13 protein-coding genes are annotated in these 18,067 nt (G+C 72.1%); 3 read left to right on the top strand and 10 right to left on the bottom strand.

Going from position 1 to position 18,067, the window contains the following annotated elements; translation table 11 throughout:
• Nucleotides 1–32 precede the first annotated feature (32 nt).
• The 3 genes from AB0K60_RS00175 to AB0K60_RS00165 all read right to left on the bottom strand — a co-directional run bounded on the left by AB0K60_RS00175 (nt 33) and on the right by AB0K60_RS00165 (nt 5,612).
• Nucleotides 33–3,296 (bottom strand): AAA family ATPase, encoded by a 3,264-nt coding sequence (locus AB0K60_RS00175; protein ID WP_364046629.1) that lies wholly within the window; start codon nt 3,294–3,296, stop codon nt 33–35.
• 34 nt (nt 3,297–3,330) lie between these two features.
• Nucleotides 3,331–4,725, bottom strand: a complete 1,395-nt coding sequence (locus AB0K60_RS00170) for an oxygenase MpaB family protein (protein WP_364046626.1) — start codon at nt 4,723–4,725, stop codon at nt 3,331–3,333.
• 134 nt (nt 4,726–4,859) lie between these two features.
• A complete protein-coding gene (locus tag AB0K60_RS00165; protein ID WP_364046623.1) occupies nt 4,860–5,612 on the bottom strand; it encodes a Crp/Fnr family transcriptional regulator in 753 nt (250 codons plus the stop codon).
• Between the two features lie 208 nt (nt 5,613–5,820).
• Here AB0K60_RS00165 and AB0K60_RS00160 point away from each other — a divergent pair, with 208 nt between their 5' ends.
• The gene (locus tag AB0K60_RS00160; protein ID WP_364046620.1) at nt 5,821–6,411 is read left to right on the top strand and encodes a sigma-70 family RNA polymerase sigma factor; all 591 of its coding nucleotides are present in this window, start codon (nt 5,821–5,823) and stop codon (nt 6,409–6,411) included.
• A 43-nt stretch (nt 6,412–6,454) separates the two neighbouring features.
• Here the strand turns inward: AB0K60_RS00160 and AB0K60_RS00155 are convergent, their stop codons facing one another.
• A complete protein-coding gene (locus tag AB0K60_RS00155; RefSeq protein WP_364046617.1) occupies nt 6,455–8,020 on the bottom strand; it encodes a hypothetical protein in 1,566 nt (521 codons plus the stop codon).
• 17 nt (nt 8,021–8,037) lie between these two features.
• Complete coding sequence (locus AB0K60_RS00150) at nt 8,038–8,460, bottom strand: hypothetical protein (protein WP_364046614.1); 423 nt, start codon at nt 8,458–8,460, stop codon at nt 8,038–8,040.
• Between the two features lie 273 nt (nt 8,461–8,733).
• On the opposite strand from AB0K60_RS00150, the gene recQ reads away from it, so the two are divergent.
• Complete coding sequence (recQ, locus tag AB0K60_RS00145) at nt 8,734–10,890, top strand: DNA helicase RecQ (protein WP_364046611.1); 2,157 nt, start codon at nt 8,734–8,736, stop codon at nt 10,888–10,890.
• Between the two features lie 270 nt (nt 10,891–11,160).
• On the opposite strand, the gene AB0K60_RS00140 is transcribed toward recQ, so the two are convergent.
• The 4 genes from AB0K60_RS00140 to nadD form a co-directional block, all read right to left on the bottom strand.
• Complete coding sequence (locus tag AB0K60_RS00140; protein ID WP_364046608.1) at nt 11,161–12,264, bottom strand: glutamate--cysteine ligase; 1,104 nt, start codon at nt 12,262–12,264, stop codon at nt 11,161–11,163.
• A gap of 489 nt (nt 12,265–12,753) precedes the next feature.
• Nucleotides 12,754–13,389: a histidine phosphatase family protein gene (locus tag AB0K60_RS00135; RefSeq protein WP_364046604.1), complete on the bottom strand. Its 636-nt coding sequence runs from the start codon at nt 13,387–13,389 to the stop codon at nt 12,754–12,756.
• Complete coding sequence (gene rsfS, locus AB0K60_RS00130) at nt 13,386–13,793, bottom strand: ribosome silencing factor (protein WP_364046601.1); 408 nt, start codon at nt 13,791–13,793, stop codon at nt 13,386–13,388. The genes AB0K60_RS00135 and rsfS overlap by 4 nt, the downstream gene beginning before the upstream one ends.
• A gap of 118 nt (nt 13,794–13,911) precedes the next feature.
• The gene (gene nadD, locus AB0K60_RS00125; protein WP_364046598.1) at nt 13,912–14,523 is read right to left on the bottom strand and encodes a nicotinate-nucleotide adenylyltransferase; all 612 of its coding nucleotides are present in this window, start codon (nt 14,521–14,523) and stop codon (nt 13,912–13,914) included.
• Nucleotides 14,524–14,708: 185 nt separating this feature from the next.
• On the opposite strand from nadD, the gene AB0K60_RS00120 reads away from it, so the two are divergent.
• Nucleotides 14,709–15,722, top strand: a complete 1,014-nt coding sequence (locus AB0K60_RS00120) for a M48 family metallopeptidase (protein ID WP_364046595.1) — start codon at nt 14,709–14,711, stop codon at nt 15,720–15,722.
• Nucleotides 15,723–15,848: 126 nt separating this feature from the next.
• Here AB0K60_RS00120 and AB0K60_RS00115 read toward each other — a convergent pair whose 3' ends face one another.
• Nucleotides 15,849–17,957 carry a protein kinase gene (locus AB0K60_RS00115; RefSeq protein WP_364046592.1) on the bottom strand — a complete coding sequence of 703 codons (2,109 nt, stop codon included), beginning with the start codon at nt 17,955–17,957 and terminating at the stop codon, nt 15,849–15,851.
• Nucleotides 17,958–18,067 lie beyond the last annotated feature (110 nt).

Genomic DNA, 18,067 nt, shown 5'->3' with positions numbered 1-18,067 from the left:
TCCATCGGATGGTATTCGCGTGTGTTCAGGCATTAATTGTTCAGGCGGCGTTCCAAAAGGAGGGCGCCGCGGTTGGTGATCGCGGCGGCGGCCTGGGCGCGGAGGGTGTCGGGGGCGGGGCCGGGGCAGGGGGTGTCGTCGAGAAGGTCCGCCCAGTCGAGCAGGGATTCGGCGAGCAGCAGGGGGACGTCGCGGCGGCGGTGGACCTCGGCGGCGGAGGCGAAGTGGCGGGCGGCGCGCTCCGGGTCGCCGAGGGCGATGGACAGGTGGGCCAGGTAGTGGTGGCCGCAGTGGTGGGCGATGACGGTGTGGCCGAAGGTCTCGGCGTAGGGGACGAGGATCTCGTACAGGGGGCCGGCCAGGTCGGGGCGGCGCAGGTGGCGGGCGGCGACGGCGAGGTTGTCGAGGGCGGGGCGCTGGGCGAGGTCGGCGCGGGGCACGGGGCCGTGCACGGCGACGGCGCGGTCGAGGGCGTCGGCGGCGGTCTCGTCGCCGAGCTCGCACAGCAGGCGCGGCACGAAGTGGGCGGGGTCGCGGGCGGTGGCGACCTGCGTGGCGTCGCGCAGGCGGTCGCGCAGTTCGGGGAGGCGGCCCTGCAGGCGGCGGATCTCGGTGATCTGCTCGATGTAGAAGACCATCGCCTCCTCCTGGCGGCCGAGCGCGATGCCGGTGCGCAGGGCCCGCTCGGCCTGCGCCTCGGCGCGGGCGATGTCGCCGCGCATCAGCGTCAGCCCCGGCCGGGAGAAGTCGATCAGCCAGTTCAGGTGCGGCTGGGCGAGCCCGCGGGCGAGCGCGTCGGCGGCGTCGAGCAGCTCGGCGACGGCCTCGACGTCGCCGGTGTCCAGCATGGGCACCGTGCGCTGGAAGGTGGCGTGGAACAGGGCCAGGTCGTCCCCGGTACGGCGGGCCGCCCGCAGCATCTCGTCGCCGTCGCGGGCCCGCTGGCGCACCGAATACACGGGCACCACGGTGAGGCTGCGCAGCCCCAGCACCCGCACGAGCGTGCGCGCGTCGCCGCACCGGCGGGCGAGGGCGACCGCCTCGTCGCTCAGCGCGAACCGCCGCTCGCCGTCGGGCGCCCAGGTCAGCTCGGCGGCGAGCTGGGCGGTGAGCAGCGCCCGGGTGCTCACGTCGTCCTCGGCGACCAGCCCGAGCGCCTCGGTGAGCAGGGCGATCCGCCCGGGATCGGTGGCGGCGGTCTGGCTGAAGAAGCCGCGGTCGCCGGCGAGCGCCGCCCGCACGATCAGGTCGCCGCGCCCGCACGCGCGGGCCAGATCGCCCGCCTCGGCCAGCGCGACGCGGGCGTCGGGGTCCCCGGCCAGCCACATCGCCGTGCCGTACTCGACCATGATCTCGGCACGGGCGGCGGCGGCCGTCGAGGGCGCCTGGCCGAGCAGGCCGAGCAGCCGCCGGTACCAGGTGACGGCCTCGTCGTGCGCCAGCCGGGCCAGCGCGTGCCGGGCGGCGTGCCCGGCGGCCTCGACCGCCTCGGCGACGCGGCCCGGGTCCCGGCCGCGTTCGGCGGCGGCGAGCAGGTGCCCCGCCACCACGTACGGCCGCGCCCGCATGATCCCCTCGTCGGTACGGCGAAGCGCGTCGGCCACCCGCCCGTGCAGCAGCGCGGCCCGCGGCACCGACAGCGACCCGTACACCGCGTCCCTGGTCAGATCGTGGGCGAACTGGCACTGCCCGTCGGCCGTCACCGTCACGAGTCCGGCCGCGGCGGCCTCCTCGACGGCCGCGACGAACCGCTCCTCGTCGGCCCGCAGCGCCTCCCGCAGCTCCGCCGACTCCAGCCGCTCGGCCACGGCGAGCAGATGCACCAGCTCGCGGGCGGCCGGGGCGAGCTGGGCGAGGCGGGCGACGACCATGCGGGTGACCGAGCCGGGCACGGTGAGCCGCTCCAGTTCCTCGCTCGACCCAAGCTCCCGCACCACCTCGCTGATCAGGAACGCGTTCCCGCCGGTCACCTGGTGCAGCCGGGCGGCGTCGGCGCGCACGTCGCGCAGGCGCGGCCCGCCGACGGCGCTCAACGCGTCGGCCACCTCCTCAAGCCCGAAGCAGCCGACGCCCAGCACCTCGGCGTCGGCCTCCAGACGGCGCAGCTCGCGGACGGCCGGGTCGTCGGCGTCCGGCGGCACCGGGCGGCAGGTGGCGAGCACCAGCAGGGGAAGGTCGCCGCGGTTGCCGATGAGCGCGCGCAGCATGCGCAGCGACTCGGCGGTGGCCCACTGCAGGTCGTCGACGAGGAGCAGCACCGGGCGGACCGAGGTGAGGCGTTCGATGAGCGTCCGGGCGGCGGCCATCATCTGGTAGCGCTCGGACACCGGTTCGGTGGCGGGGGGCACGGTGAGCGCGAGGGGCGGGTCGGCCAGCGCGGGGGCGAGCCGTACCAGGTGCCCGCAGCCGCTCGTGCCGCCGCCCACGCCCGCGCGCAGCAGCAGCGCCGGGTCGGTGCGGGCGAGCCGCTGCACGGCGGAGGCGATCGGCTCGTACGCCTGCCTGGCCGGGTCGGTGCAGCGCCCGGCGAGCACGGTGAACCGCCGCTCGGCGGCGCGGCGGGCGATCCGCGCGGCGAGCCGGGTCTTGCCCACGCCCGGCTCGCCGCGCAGGATGACCACGCGCCCGCCGAACTCGGCGGCGGCCAGCTCGTCCTCCAGGACGGTCAGCTCGCCCTCGCGCCCGACGAACGGCAGCACGTGGCTGCCCTCCAGCCACGCGGGCAGCGGCACGCCGCGGTCGGCGGCGGCGTTGCGCCACAGCAGCTCGTAGGTGTGCAGCGGCTCGCGCAGGCCCTTGGCGGGCATCGGGCCCAGGTCCTTGAACTCGTGCCGGTTGCGCCCCTGGGCGATCCGCCGTACCAGGTCGGTGCAGAGCACCTGGCCGCCCTCGGCCATGTCGACGAGCCGGGCCCCTTCGACGGCGGGCAGGCCGCTGACGTCCTGGAGCCGCCACGACACGTCGCCGACGCTGAGCGCGGCGCGGATCGCGATCGGGTCGGGCGCGTGCTCGTTCTCCTCGGCGATCGCCCGCTCCACCGCGGTGATCGCGTCCAGGCCGGCCGTCGCGGACGGGAACACGGCCATCAGGCCGTCCCCCAGGCTCTTGGTGAAGATCGCGCCCCCGGCGGTCACGATCGAGTGCTGCAGCCGGTACAGGCGGTGGAAGTGCAGGTCGGCGAGCTCCTCGCCGAGCCGGGTGCGGGTGGCGGTGGAGCCGACCACGTCGGTGTAGAGCAGGGTGGCCGTGGTCACCGTGCCCGGCGGGGGGATCGTCCCAGGTGCGGAGGCCGTCACCGTCCCGCGTCTCCCTTCGGCACCGCCGTCGTCCCTATCGCCCAAGCGGCGCCCGTACGGCCCGGCGGATCCGGCGCCGCACGGCGCGGGCGCTGCGGGCGAGCGGCGAGGGCCGGATGCCCCAGGCGCGCGACAGCTCCGGCGGTACGCGGAACGGCGCCTGCCCGCCGGAGTACCGGTCGGCGTAGGACACGATCACATACCGCCCGGCCTTGCGGATCAGCCAGCGCAGCACCGGGCCCGCCGGATCCGGCAGCCAGGCGTGGCGGTGCGCGGCGTGGGAGATCGCGAACAGCGCGGTCGCCCACCAGGCGGGCGGGGGTACGGCGAGCAGGTGGGGGACCCGGTTCACGCCGTGCTCGCCGTCCCGGAAGATCCAGTGGATGAGGCTGCGGGGGACCTTGCGGAAGCCGAGATACATGAAGTTCTCCATCTCGGCCAGCAGGGTGGCCATCAGGCGACGGCCCTCCTCGCTCGTCTCCAGGCGGCGGCCGAGGTGGGCGTTGATGGGGTCGAGGTCGTCGAGGGTGAGCGGCCGGTCCCGGCATACCTCGACGCCCATGAGGTACCCGAAGACGCTCCAGATGTAAAGGTTGGCGGCGCGCTGCTCGGGGGTGAGATCGACGCCGAGGCGCTCCATCGCCTCCCAGGTCACCACGGAGAAGTCGATCAGCGTGGCAAGCAGGAGCTCCTGGTTGACCGGCGGGCCGTACCGCTCGGTGTCCCACTCGCCGTCCTCCAGCACCAGGACGCGGACGAACGCGTGCAGCAGGCGCAGGCCGATGGCGGTGGCGTGGCCGGGCGAGCCCGGTTCCAGGCCGCCGGGGCCGCGCAGGCCCATCACGTCGATGAGCATCTGGCCGGTCTCGGCGACGCGGCGGGTGAGGTTGCCGGTGGCGAGGTCGGAGACGCCGGCGAGCACCTTGGCGCTGGAGACCTCCGCGTACGCCATGGGAAGGGCGGCGAAGAACAGCGCGACCGACTGGTAGAGACCGTAGTCCCGGAAGGCGTCCTGCCCCTTACGCAGGAGCTCGGCCTCCTTGCCCCACTCCGGCAGCGCGGCATCGAAGCCGAAAGCGTGTAATGGGCGTGGATCGTCACCATCCAAACTGTTGTCGGAGGCGATGTCCGAACCGGTGGCGGCCGACGCCCGCGCCTTTTCCTTCGCCGCTCCCAATTCGGCGATGAGGGAACGCACGAGCGAGCGCGCGTCGGCCAATTCGGGATGGGCGCGCCGATACTCGGCGATGAACGCCTCGACCTCCGGATCGGTGCGCCGCCGCAACCCGCGAAAATGGGTTTCGGACCAACGCGGCTCGGTTTCCGGTTCGTCCGCCGAGCCGTTCTCCGTCGTTCGCTCGATCGCTTCACAGGCTTCGGCGTCGCCCGCCTTCCGGGCGGCGTCGTCGGCGGCATCGTGGACGCTCATCGCTAAGAACTCCCCCGCTGGCCTCGCCGGTTTCTCATCCCGCCGGTCTCCCCGAAATCAACGGCATTCGGGATCTTGTACGAATACAGGGGCAAGGATATAGCTCACCGGTGCGAGGGCGAGGGGGATTTGCGTTACATTCCCGACATTCCCGCACGGCGGCGCAGCGCGGCGACATCGCGCAGCACGATGACCCGGCCGCGCGTCTCGATGAATTTCCGGGCGGCGAGCGACTGCAGCGCGCGATTCACCGCCGGCCGCGAGGCGCCGATCAGCGCGGCCAGGTCGGACTGGGTGAGGCCGCCGTCCACCACCGCGCCGTCGCGCACCTCGCCGCCGCCGGGCGCGTCGGCCAGCCGCAGCAGCAGCTTCGCCAGCCGTCCGGCCAGGTCGAGGAAGACCAGGTCGGCCGCCCGCTCGGTGAGGCTGCGGACGAGCCCGCCGAGCATGTGCAGGAACTCGTCGGCGAGCGCGGGATGCTCGCGCATGAGCGCGAGCAGTTGCGCCCGGGGCAAGGCGAAGACGTAGGTGGGGCGCGCGGTCACGATCGAGGCCGAGCGCGGCGAGCCGTCGAGCAACGCCAGCTCGCCGAACGTCTCCCCGGGGCCGAGGGTGTTGAGCACGATCTCGTCACCGTGCTCGGCGGCGAACACGACCTTGACCAGGCCCTCCAGGACGGCGTACAGGGAATCGCCCGGATCGCCGCGGTGGAAGATGATCTGCCCTGCCTTGTAGCGCCTGGTCATGCCCGCCCGGGCCGCGGAGGCGATGCCGTCGTCGCCGAGCACGCGGAACAGCGGAATCGTGCGCAGCAGCTCGGCGACGCCCTGGGCGTCCCCGGCACCGGGCCGACCGGGCCCTCCGATTACCGGCGGTTGCGCGCTCATGGCAGCACTGTAGGCCGATTCGCGGCCATTGTGATCCTCCGGGTCGGTGATCCCTTCGGCGTACGGCGGGGCGGGCCGTACGGGCGGTGTGCCGAGAAGAACAGGCGGACTGTCACCGGAGAGACAGCGGATTACGGAGGTTCCGGGCACGGTCTCTCAAGGTGAGCGATCAGGGCGTTTCAGTGACCTTGCCGGTTTGGAGGCCCGAATGCAGCCAACGACGATCGCACCACCCGGCGACGACACGGCGGAGCTGGTCGCCGCGGCGCGCGACGGCGACGCTGCGGCGTGGCGGCGGCTCGTCGAGCGGTACGACGCCCTGCTGAGCGCGCGGGTGCGCCGGTTCCGCCTCGACCACGACGACGCCGAGGACGTCATCCAGACGACCTGGTTGATCGCCCTGCAGCACCTGCACCGGCTGGAGCACGACGACAAACTGGGCGGGTGGCTGCTCACGATCGCCACCCGCGAATGCCTCCGGCTCATCCGGCGGCGACGCGAGGTCTGCACGGCCGATCTGAGCACCATCGACCGCCCCGTGGACAACGTGGCCGCCGCGAACCGCGAATTCGCCCGCAGCTGGCTGAGCCGTACCCTCACCGAGGTGGTGGGCGAGCTGCCGCCCGCGCACCGGGCGCTGTTCCGCGCGCTCACCGAGGCCGGCGACCCGCACTACGCCGACGTCGCGCGAAAGCTCGGCCGGCCGATCGGCAGCATCGGCCCCTCCCGCGCCCGCTGTTTCCGGCGGCTGCGCGGCATGCTGGAGACCCGCGAGGTCAGCGCCGACTTCCTCGACTGAGCGCCCGCGCCCGGGCCGCGGCGTCGCCGCGCGCCGCGTTCCGCTACGGCGCGGCGGGGCGGATCGGGCGCGGCACCGCGTACTCGGTGACGTCCAGGCGGGCGAGTTCGGCCGCGTCCGGGTCGATGGTCACCGGGGAGCGGTAGAACTGGCGGACGATCAGGCCGCGCAGACCGGGGCGCGACGCCCGTTCCTCGTGGTCGCGCACCTTCTTCTCGAACCACTCCGCGTACGGCTCGGGGACCTCTCCCAGCCGCAGCTCCGCCGCCAGCTCGTCGGCGGCCGGTGGATCGAACGGCGGGCGGAACATGTCCGGAACCGTGAGATACATGCGGAAATAGCTGACGATGAACCGCATCCGCTCCCGGTACGACAGCCAGTTGGCCACGCCCGACGTGGCGCCGTCCGCGGTCGAGGCGGCGAAACGCTCCGCGAGCTCGCGGACCTCGGCGTTGCCGATGGGCGCGTGGACCGCACGCGCGTCCACCCCGGAAGGCGGCACCAGGGGCTTGCCCAGCCGGATCTCGCTGACCGGCGTGCGCAGCGACATCACGTACCGGGTGTACAGCCTGGCCCACCCCTCCTCCAGCACCCGCACCAGGAACGGCTGGTCCTCGTGCGGGGAGATGTAGAGCCGCAGCCGGTGGAAGGGCCGCCTGGTCAGCGTCGCGAGCACCGACCGCCACGAAACCCGCAGCATCCACCGGATCGGCCGGTACAGCACCAGCTCCAGCGCCTTCTGCGCCCGCGCCTGCTCGTACGCGGAAAGGGCGATGTTCGCACCCAGCAGCAACTCCGCCCGCTCGGCCGGATCCTCGGTGTCCGCCGCCTGGTGGAACATCCTGGCCGAGATGTCGAGATACTCCTCATCCGCCGGGGCGAGCAACTCGGACAGGAACTCCGGCCGCCGCACCAGCCGCACCGGCCGCCGCCCGCCGGCGGCCTCGACCGCGGACGACCCCGCCCTCGACGGGGTCTCTCCCGGCCCGTCGGCATCGACCGGCTCCGCCGTCCTCACCGCAGCGAGCGCGGACGCCTGCGCCGCCGCATGTCCCGCAGGCACGTCGCCGACGGTCGTCTGGCCGCCCGGAGGCGACACGCGCAGGGCACAGGTCGTCCCCTCTCCCGTCCCGCCGGAGTCCGGCCGCCAGAGACTCGCCGCGAAGCTGCCCGTCTCCAGGAAGATCGACCGATTGGCCAGCCCCAGCGCGAGCTGGTAGGTCGGCCCGAGCAACCCGAGCATGATCGACCGAAAGTGCCCTCTGAACCATCCCGGCACATTCAGCCGGGCGCCGAGCTCGGCGAGGAACGGGGAGTCCTTGGTGAGGTCGAGGCTCTCGCCGATCGCCTTCGAACTCCACACCGCGAAACAGAACCAGTTGGCCGCGTCCCTCCCCAGCCGCTCGGCGAGATCGAGGGCGATCCGGTGGTACGCGTGCGCGATGATCATCGCCTCGCGCGTGGGCGTGCGATCGGTGAAGCCCGCGATGCGCAGGACGTCGTCCACGGTCAACGGCGACGGCTCCGGCGACGGCGCCGCGCTCGGCGCCACCTCCCGCATCGCATCGGCCTCGGCGCCCGACGGCGTGGTCTCCGGCGAGTGTCCCATCTTCTCCACCACCCGGCTCAGGTGTGCACGGCCAGGTGGAAACCACGGTCCACGTACGTCCCCGAGCTGTCGGTCGTCGTGACGAACACCCCGTTGGGCACGCCGGACCGCCCGACGACCGTGATGTGGGCCGCGGTCTCGATCCCCACGCTCCCCGAACCGCCGATCACCCCGATGTACGCCGAGCGGCTCACGTCGTGAGCGAATATCACCTCGTACAGCCCGGGTCCGAAACGTTGTGAGGAGACCGCGTGGAACCCCCGTGCGAGCGACCCGTCGGCGTTGACCACGGCGAAGTACGTCCGCGCCGTGCCCGGCGCCTCGGCCGGTTCCGGCGTCTGGGCGGCCACCATCGTCCTGGCGGCGGACTCTCCGGCCGGTGATGACGGCCGATGATCCGCCCCCGGACGCTTCTTTGCCTTCTCCCCCACTTCAGACATGAGCCCTCCCGCTCGAAAGGCCTGCGAGCAGGCCCTGAGACATCAGACGCGTCATTAGGGAATGAGGAGCCTCGACATCGCGAAATACCCGCACGGCCAACATTTCCGTCGGCATCCCCCGCCGGTGTCACGACGTTCCATCGCCCGTTCCTCTACACGGCTCTCCACACAGCTCTGCACATAGCTCTCCGCACAGCTCTCCACACGCGCAGGTTATCCACAGGCGTCCGTGGCATGGCCCGGCGGCGTTCCGGGTTCTCATAGAGTGGCCGGGTGACTTCCCCAGACATCGGCACCGGGGCGAGCCAATCCGCTCACGTGCTGCGCCGCGTCTTCGGCTACGAGACGTTCCGCGACGGCCAGCAGGAGATCATCGAGCATGTGGTCTCCGGCGGCGACGCTCTGGTGCTCATGCCGACCGGCGGCGGCAAGTCGCTGTGCTACCAGATCCCGTCGCTGGTCCGCAGAGGCGTGGGCGTCGTCATCTCGCCGCTGATCGCGCTCATGCAGGACCAGGTGGACGCGCTCACCGATCTGGGCCTGCGCGCGGGGTTCCTCAACTCCACACAGGACCTCGACGAGCGGCGGCTCGTCGAGACGCAGTTCCTCGGCGGCGAGCTCGACCTGCTCTACCTGGCGCCGGAGCGACTGCGCTCGGAGGCGACGATGCGGCTGCTCGACCGGGGCGAGATCGCGCTGTTCGCCATCGACGAGGCGCACTGCGTGGCCCAGTGGGGTCACGACTTCCGGCCCGACTACCTGGCCCTGTCCGCGCTGCACGAGCGATGGCCGAAGGTGCCGCGCATCGCGCTCACCGCCACGGCCACGCCGGCCACGCACGCCGAGATCGCCTCCCGGCTCAACCTGGAGCAGGCGCGGCACTTCGTGGCGAGCTTCGACCGCCCCAACATCCAGTACCGGATCGAACCCAAGACCGACCCCAAGCGGCAACTCCTGCGGCTGCTGCGCTCCGAGCACGCCGGGGACGCGGGCATCGTCTACTGCCTGTCCCGGTCCTCGGTGGAGAAGACCGCCGAGTTCCTCGCCGCCAACGGCATCACGGCGCTGCCGTACCACGCCGGTCTCGACAACGCCACCCGCGCCGCCAACCAGGCCCGCTTCCTGCGTGAGGACGGGCTCGTCATGGTCGCCACGATCGCCTTCGGCATGGGCATCGACAAGCCGGACGTACGCTTCGTCGCCCACCTCGACCTGCCCAAGTCGGTGGAGGGCTACTACCAGGAGACCGGCCGCGCCGGACGCGACGGCCTGCCGTCCACCGCCTGGCTCGCCTACGGCCTGCAGGACGTCGTGCAGTTGCGCAAGCTGATCGACACCTCCGAGGGCGACGACGCCCACCGGCGAAGGCTGGCCGGCCACTTGGACGCCATGCTCGCGCTGTGCGAGACCGTCGAGTGCCGCCGGGTCCGGTTGCTCGACTATTTCGGCGAGAAGAGCGACCCCTGCGGCAACTGCGACACCTGCCTCAACCCACCCGAGTCGTGGGACGGCACCATCGCCGCTCAGAAGCTCCTGTCGGCGGTGTACCGCCTGCGCCGCGAGCGCGGCCAGAAGTTCGGCGCGGGCCACGTCATCGACATCCTGCTGGGCCGCCGCACCCCCAAGGTCGTCCAGCACGGCCACGACACGCTCACCGTCTTCGGCGTCGGCGCCGACCTCGGCGAGGGCGAGTGGCGCGCCGTCGTCCGCCAACTCCTCGCCCAGGGGCTGCTCGCCGTGGAAGGCGACTACGGCACCCTCGTGCTCACCGACGACAGCGCCGAGGTCCTGCGCCGCCGCCGCGAGGTACGACTCCGCCGCGACCCCGAGCGCCCCATCCGCCCCGCCAGAACCGACCGCGCCGTGACCGACCCCACCAGGACCGACCGCGCCGAGGGCAGCACCTCCCGCAGCGACGCCACCGGCAAATCCCGCCGAGTCGCCGCCGCCGACCTGCCCCCCGAGGCCCAGCACCTGTTCGAGCGCCTACGGGCTTGGCGCGCCGCCACCGCCAAGGAACAGGGCGTCCCGGCCTACGTCGTCTTCCACGACGCCACCCTGCGCGAGATCGCCCTGCACACTCCCACCACCGTCGCCGCCCTGTCCGCCGTCAACGGCGTCGGCGAGAACAAACTGAACAAGTACGGCGACCAGATCCTCGCCCTCGTCACCGAAAACCAAGCGGACGCCCAGCACGGCACCCAGCACGGCACTGAGCCCGACGCCCAGCTCACGGCCGAGCCCGCCGCTCGACCAACCACGAAGCCCACCACAGAGGCCACCGCCCGGCAAGGCACCGACCAGCCCGGCATGCGGAAACCCCCAGGCACCTCCCATCCGGTCCCAGGCGCCTCCGGTCATGACGACGAGGTGCCCTTTCCCCTCACCGAACCGCCCCTGTTCGACGAGGAGGAGTGGACCCACCGCTGACGCCACCGCACCGCCACGGCGAGGCAATGCGGCCACAGCGCCGGTGCCTCACACCGAAATCCGGCCCTTGGGTTCCACGACGGATACCTCGCGATCATGCGCGGTGATCGTCCAAGTGCCGTGCAGAGTGCCACTCCCGGCTCCGCCATCGCCACCGAATCGTCGGCGACTCACGCACCGATGCAAGGCCTCAGGACGCTCCGCCGTTGACAAAGCGAAGCCGTTCACGAAGCCGAAGCCGTTCACGAAGTGAAGCGGCCACGGTGCCGGTCACGGGAGGCCAAGGCCGCTCGCCGTCTCGGTGGTCAGCAGGTCGACGACGTCGGCGAGTTCGCCGCGTTCGGCGAAGGCCGCGCGCTGGCGCGCCGCCGAGCTGCCCCGCGACAGGGCCGCGTTGGCGAGTTCCCGCACCATCGGCCAGTCGCCGAGGGCCACCAGGGTCGGGCGCAGCTCCTCCAGCAGGGATTCCACGCGTTCGCGGGCGGGGATCGGCACCGGATCGAGGACGGTGACGAGGTCGCCGTCCATGCCGTAGCGGGCCGCGCGCCAGGTGGCCGCCCGTGCCAGGGCGGGTCGTACCGGCGGAAGGGGTTCGTTCGCGGCGGCGGCGTCGCGTTCCTTGATGACCAGGGCCCGGAACAGGCCGGCGATCAGGATCACGTCCTCGACCAGCGGGGTGGCGTCGCAGACCCGGAGCTCGACCGTGGGCACGTGCGCGGACGGCCGCACGTCGAAGTAGATCATGCCCGCGTCGAGCATCGCGTCCGCCCGCACCAGGTCGGCGACGGCCTGGTCGTACTCGGCCGCGTTCGCGAACGGACCGGCAGGCCCGGCGGTGGGCCAGCGTTGCCAGGCCACCGTCCTGCTGCTGTCGTAGCCGCTGTCAGCCCCCATCCAGTACGGCGAGCTCACGGTGAGCGCGAGAAACACCGGAAGCCACGGCTGGACGCGCTGGGCGACCGCGACGGCGAGATCGCGGTCCGCGACATCGGCGTGCACCTGCAGCCCGCACACCATCTGCTGCCGGGCGATCAGCTGGTAGTGGTTGTGCAGATACTCGTACCGCTCACCGGCGGTGATCTCTGCAGTCTCGGGGGTGGTGAGCGGGGCGGTGCCGGCCGCCACCGGCGCCAGCCCGAGTTCCCTCGCGGCCTCCACCATCCGGGCCCGTAACTCGGTGAGGTCCTTGCGGAGGTCGCCGAGGTAAACCCACGGCAAGGTGTTGGTCTCCACCGCCGACCGCTGCAACTCGGCGGTGTAACGCCCACCCGCCAGCCGTTCGATCACTTCGGCCCCACGCGGCACGAGGCGACGGCTGGAGAGATCGACGATGTGAAATTCTTCCTCTACACCCACGCTGACGTTGTCATCCATGCGGGGAGAAATACCCGGATAAACGTGCACTCTCCGGAAATATCCAGAGTTAGCCTCAATCGCGGTGCAGGTTCTTCCCCCTCGCCCCGCGAGGGCCAGCGGTCCTGCCCTACGCAAAGTCGACATCCTGCCCTACGAGGGGCCGATGTCCTTGCCCCGCAGAGACCGGCGCCCTGCCCCACCAGCGGCCGGCACCCTGCCCCTACAAGGGGCCGACATCCCGCCCCACAAGAGGCCGATGTCCTTGCCCCGCAGGAGACCGACGCCCTACCCCACAAGAGGCCGACGCCCTGCCCCACCAGAGCCTCCTCGCTCCGCGACAGGTTGATGTCGTGCCTTGCGAGGGCTGACCACGTCACGCGATCAGCCCTCGGCGCTCTGGGTCAGCCCTCTTTCGCCCGGTGAGCCCTTCTCCGCAGTCCGGATTGACCCTCCTCGTACCAGGTCAACCCACTTCTCCGAGGCCGGACCGCCCGTCGTCGATCCGGGTCAGCCCTCGTCGGTCTGGGCCGCGATGTCGTCGCTGCGGACCGGTTCGGGCAGCGTGCCCGCGTTGTGCTCCATCAGACGCCAGCCCGAGCGGCCCTCCTGTACCACCGACCAGGAGCAGTTGCTCAGCCCGCCGAGGGCGTGCCACAGCTCCTCGGGCAGGCCGAGCAGGTGGGCCAGGCCGAAGCGGATCGCGGCGCCGTGGGAGACGACGACGAGTACGCCGTCGTCGTCGAGGCGGTCCGCCCAGCGCCGGATCGCCTCGGCGACCCGGACGGCGACCGTCATCGCGGGCTCGCCGTTCGGGATCGTCCAGATCGCGTACTCCTTCGGCCACCGCTCCTTGATCTCCTGAGAGGTGAGCCCCTCCCAGTCGCCGCCGGAACGTTCCCGCAGGTCCTTGTCGACGTTGATCTCCAGGCCGGTGAGCCGGCTCAACGACGCCGCGGTGTCGTACGCGCGCCGCAGGTCGGAGGCGACCAGCATTGACGGCTTCAGCGAGGCGAGCAGCGACGCCGCCCGGGCGGCCTGCGCCACGCCCGACTCGTCCAGCGGGATGTCGGTGTGGCCCTGAAAACGATGCTCGACGTTCCACCTGGTCTGGCCGTGACGCCAGCAGACCACGCGCTTGCTCACGTGACGGCCCCGCCGCGGGCCCGCTGCATCGCCACTTGGGCGACGGTCTCGGGGAGCGTGATGACCGGGCAGTCCTTCCACAGCCGCTCCAGGGCGTAGAAGTGGCGGTCCTCCTCGTGCTGCACGTGTACGACGACGTCGACGAAGTCGAGCAGCACCCAGCGCCCTTCGCGCTCCCCCTCCCTGCGCACGGGCTTGGCGTCGGCCCTGACCCGCATCCGTTCCTCGATCTCGTCGACGATGGCGCGGACCTGTCGGTCGTTGGCGGCGGAGCAGAGCACGAACGCGTCGGTGATGACGAGCTGCTCACTCACGTCGTAGGCGATGATGTCGTCGGCCAGCTTCTCCGCCGCCGCCTCCGCGGCGACCCGCACCAGCTCGATCGATCTTTCGGATGCTGCCACGATGTGGTTTCGTCCTCCTGGGTGAGCGAACCCTCTACGGGCTGTCTACTCCTTCAGGGTGCCCACTCTCTCCCCGTTAGTACAACCCCGTTTGTCACCAGCGTAACGGGGTACTCATTCACCCGTCGCCGCGCCGGTAGAGGTGACGTTTGCCGATGTACTGGACGATCCCGTCCGGGACCAGGTACCAGATCGGCTCTCCGGCCGCGACGCGCTCGCGGCATTCGGAGGAGGAAATGGCCAGGGCCGGGATCTCGATGAGGCTCACCTTGCCCTCCGGCAGCCCCGGGTCGTGCAGCACGTGGCCGGGGCGCGTACACCCGACGAAGTGCGCGATTTCAAACATCTCGTCCGCGTTGTGCCAACTGAGGATCTGGGACAGCGCGTCCGCGCCCGTGATGAAGTAAAGCTCCACGTCCGGGCCGTATACGGCTGAGATGTCACGGAGCGTGTCGAGCGTGTACGTCGGGCCGGGCCGGTCGATGTCCACCCGGCTCACCGAGAAGCGCGGGTTGGAGGCGGTGGCGATCACCGTCATGAGGTAGCGGTCCTCGGCCGCCGACACCGTGCGCTCCTCCTTCTGCCACGGCTGGCCCGTCGGCACGAACACCACCTCGTCGAGGTCGAAGTGGTGGGCCACCTCGCTGGCCGCGACCAGGTGCCCGTGATGGATCGGATCGAATGTTCCGCCCATGATGCCCAGCCGCCGGATCGCCGCCCCATTTCTCATGAGAGTGACGATAACTGGGGCCGCGCAGTGGACCGCAGGCACCCCCGTACCTTCAACCTCACCACCAACGTCACCGTGTGTGACGACCACGCGGGAGGGATCGCACGTCTATGCCCCGTCGATGGTGAAATCCAGCCCTCCGCAAACCCGCGCGGACGAACGTGGGCCGACGTAGCATGCCGACCATGACGACCACTCCGGATCGCAACCGCGTACAACTTCCCGGCATCAGCTCCCGGGCCTACGAACACCCAGCAGACCGGTCCGCACTGGTCGCTATGCGTTCGCTCAGTGGATTCGACACCGTACTCAAGCAGATGTCCGGCCTGGTCAGCGAGCGCCGGCTACGCCTGATGCGGCTCGCCTCCGCCGTCCGCACCAGCGACACCCAGTTCCGGTCGCTGCATGATATGGGGCGCGACGCCGCCTATATCCTCGACCTGCCGCGGATCCCCGAGATCTACGTCCAGCAGGATCCCTCGGTGAACGCGATGGCGATCGGCTTCGACGACCCGTTCATCGTCGTCACCACCGGCCTGCTCGACCTCCTCGACGAGGAGGAACTGCGCTTCGTGGTCGGCCACGAGACCGCGCACATCCTGTCCGGGCACGCCGTCTACCGCACGATGCTGCTCATCCTCACCCGGCTCGCCACCCGCGTGGCCTGGATCCCGCTCGGCTACATCGGTCTGCGCGCCATCGTCGCCGGACTTGAGGAGTGGTTCCGCAAGTCCGAGCTGTCGTGCGACCGGGGTGGCCTGCTGTGCGGGCAGGACCCCGAGGCCGGCATGCGGGCGCTGATGAAGCTCGCGGGCGGCACCCGCCTGCACGAGATGAACATCGAGGCGTTCCTGGAGCAGGCCCGCGAGTACGACACCGCCGGCGACGTGCGCGACGGCCTGCTCAAGGTCCTCAACCTGCTCGGCACCACGCACCCGTTCGCCGTCGTCCGCGTCGCCGAGCTGGACCGCTGGCGCCGCAGCGGCCAGTACGAGGCGATCCTCGCCGGCAACTACCCGCGCCGCGAGGACGACCACAACGTCAAGATCACCGACGAGATCCGGGAGGCGGCGCGGTCCTACCGCGAGTCGTGGTCCCAGTCCCAGGACCCCTTCATCGGCGTGCTGCGCGACGTCGCCGAGGGCGCGGTGAGCGCGGGCGAGCGCATCTTCAACCGGTTCGCCCGAAGGGACAACTAGCGCGGGTCGAGGCGGCCGTCCGGGCACGCTCAAGCGCCACGGGAGTCGCACGGGGGTGGTCGTCGGCCCGGACGGCGTGCTCAAAAGAACCGCGCCCAAAAAGAAGCGTGTTCAGAAGAAGCGTGCTCAGAAGAACACCGCGACCGCCCGGACGGCCGCCGCGCAGACGGCGACGAAGCCGCCGAGGACCGCGAGGGCGCGCAGGCCCTCCTTGCGCAGTTCCGGCATGCGCATCCCGGCGCGCTCGACCTCACGCCCGACGAGGCCGCCGCACACGATGCCGAACACCACGCCCGCCAGCGCGATCGGACCGGGCAGGTTCCACCATTCCTGCGGCTCGCGCATGCCCGAGGCCAGCCACAGGCTCAGCGCCGCGCTGCCCACGGCGGGCAGGCCCGGCCAGACGACGGCCGTGACGAGCGCGCCCGCCAGGGCCAGCGGGAAGGTCAGCACCCGCAACACGCCGCGCGCACGGCCGGGCCTGCGCCCGCGCAGCAGCCAATGACCGCCCCACAGGGCACGGGCGAGCACGGCGAGGCCCGCGGTGATGAGGAACGTCGCGGGGGCCCAGACCACCGACACCACCACGCTCGGCACGGCCGTGACCGCCAGCGCGACGAGGATGACGCCCGCGCCCACCCCGGAGGAGCCCTCCCCGGGGCGCGGCTCGGCGGCCGGGTCGCCCGGCTGCCCGGCCGCCACGGCGCGGCGACGACGCGGGCGGACCCGGGCGGCGGCGCGCACACCATCCGAATCGCGTACGCCATGGTCCCGCGCCGCGTCGCCGTCCCGCGCGGGCGACCGTCCGATGTCGGAATCCCGCCCGCCGGGCACGCGCCCGGCCTCCGGGTTCCGCGCACCTGAAATCCGGCCGCCGTCGGAGTCGCGCCCACCGGACGCGCGCCCCACGTCGGAGGCCCGCACACCCGAGATCCGGCCACCGTCGGAATCCCGCCCACCAGGCACGCGTCCGACATCGGAGGCCCGCACACCCGAGATCCGGCCACCGTCGGAATCCCGCCCACCAGGCACGCGCCCCACGTCGGAGGCCCGCACACCCGGGGACCGTTCAACGTCCGAATCCCGCGGACCCGGATCCCGCCCCCCATCCGGGCTCCGCGCGCCCGAGGATCGTCCGCCATCGGAATCCCTCGCGCCGGGGTCCCTTACCCCTTGGTCGCGTCCGCCCGGGGTGCGCCCGCCGTCCGGGTTCCGCGCCCCGGCGAGCCGGCCTGCGTCCGGGTGCCGCGCGTCCACCGGGTTGCGCACGTCCGGGTTCCGTGGCGCGCCGTCCGAATCGTGCGAGCCGTCCGCGGGCGAGATTCCGTCCGCGTTCCGTGACGCGTCCGGGCTCCGGCCCTCCCCGCGGCGGGCCCAGGAGTCGCGCGAGGACGGCCTGCGTCGCCGCGACGTCCGCTCCGCAGCGGCGGCGCGTACGAGCCGTGCGAGCCGTCCGGCCAGGAGCGCCGCCGTGGGGCGCTTGGCGGGCTCCCGGTGCAGGGCGGCGCGAATGTGCGGCAGGAGGGCCGCCGGTACGCCCGCCAGGTCGGCCTGCCCGTTCAGAATCGCGTACATCTGCGCCTCGGCGGTGCCCCGGCCGAAGGTGGGGCGCCCGGTGGCCGCGAAGGCCACCGTCGCCCCCCAGGCGTGCAGGTCGGCGGGCTCGCCCACCGGCTCACCGGCGAACACCTCCGGCGCCGCGTATCCGGGCGTGCCGAGGAAGGCGCCGGTGTCGGTCACCCGGGTGGCGTCCATCACGTGCGCGATGCCGAAGTCGATGAGGACCGGCCCCTCCGCCCCGATCAGCACGTTCGCCGGCTTGAGGTCCCGGTGCACGACCCCCGCCGCGTGGATGGTGGCCAGCGCGGCGGCCAGGCCGTGGGCGAGTTCGAGCAGACCGGCGCCGCTGAGCGGGCCGCCGCGCCGTACCGTGTCGAGCAGGGTGTCGCCCTGGATGTAGTCCATCACCAGGTACGGCCGGTCCCCGGAGAGGTCGGCGTCGATGACCCTGGCGACGTACGGGCTCTCCACCCGGCGCAGCGCGCGCACCTCGCGGTCGAGCCGCATCCGCGCCGCCGGGTCGTCCTCGATCTGGCTGCGCAGCAGTTTCACGGCGGCAGGCCGACCGCGGCGGTCGCGGGCGAGATAGACCTCGCCCATGCCGCCGCGTCCGAGGCGCTCGTAGAGCGTGTACGGGCCGACCCGCCCGAGGTTGCCCGCCCGCCGTCCACCCATAGGAGGTAAAAGGTTAGCGTTCCAGTACCTAAAAACCCGCGCGGCACGCCGAAAACGGTCTCAGGAGCGGCGCGGCCCCCGGGTCCGGAACGCCCTTTTCAGTACTTCTG

Source organism: Thermopolyspora sp. NPDC052614, assembly GCF_040678635.1.
Lineage (GTDB): Bacteria > Actinomycetota > Actinomycetes > Streptosporangiales > Streptosporangiaceae > Thermopolyspora.
Note: the sequence above shows the minus strand (reverse complement) of the source record. Positions and strands in the feature narration are given on the sequence as shown.

Bases quoted from the DNA above. Each gene is read 5' to 3' on its own strand.
- AB0K60_RS00170 (WP_364046626.1), bottom strand. From the start codon at position 4,725: ATGAGCGTCCACGATGCCGCCGACGACGCCGCCCGGAAGGCGGGCGAC.
- AB0K60_RS00165 (WP_364046623.1), bottom strand. From the start codon at position 5,612: ATGAGCGCGCAACCGCCGGTAATCGGAGGGCCCGGTCGGCCCGGTGCC.
- AB0K60_RS00160 (WP_364046620.1), top strand. From the start codon at position 5,821: ATGCAGCCAACGACGATCGCACCACCCGGCGACGACACGGCGGAGCTG.
- AB0K60_RS00155 (WP_364046617.1), bottom strand. From the start codon at position 8,020: ATGGGACACTCGCCGGAGACCACGCCGTCGGGCGCCGAGGCCGATGCG.
- AB0K60_RS00150 (WP_364046614.1), bottom strand. From the start codon at position 8,460: ATGTCTGAAGTGGGGGAGAAGGCAAAGAAGCGTCCGGGGGCGGATCAT.
- AB0K60_RS00140 (WP_364046608.1), bottom strand. From the start codon at position 12,264: ATGGATGACAACGTCAGCGTGGGTGTAGAGGAAGAATTTCACATCGTC.
- nadD (WP_364046598.1), bottom strand. From the start codon at position 14,523: ATGAGAAATGGGGCGGCGATCCGGCGGCTGGGCATCATGGGCGGAACA.
- AB0K60_RS00120 (WP_364046595.1), top strand. From the start codon at position 14,709: ATGACGACCACTCCGGATCGCAACCGCGTACAACTTCCCGGCATCAGC.
- AB0K60_RS00115 (WP_364046592.1), bottom strand. From the start codon at position 17,957: ATGGGTGGACGGCGGGCGGGCAACCTCGGGCGGGTCGGCCCGTACACG.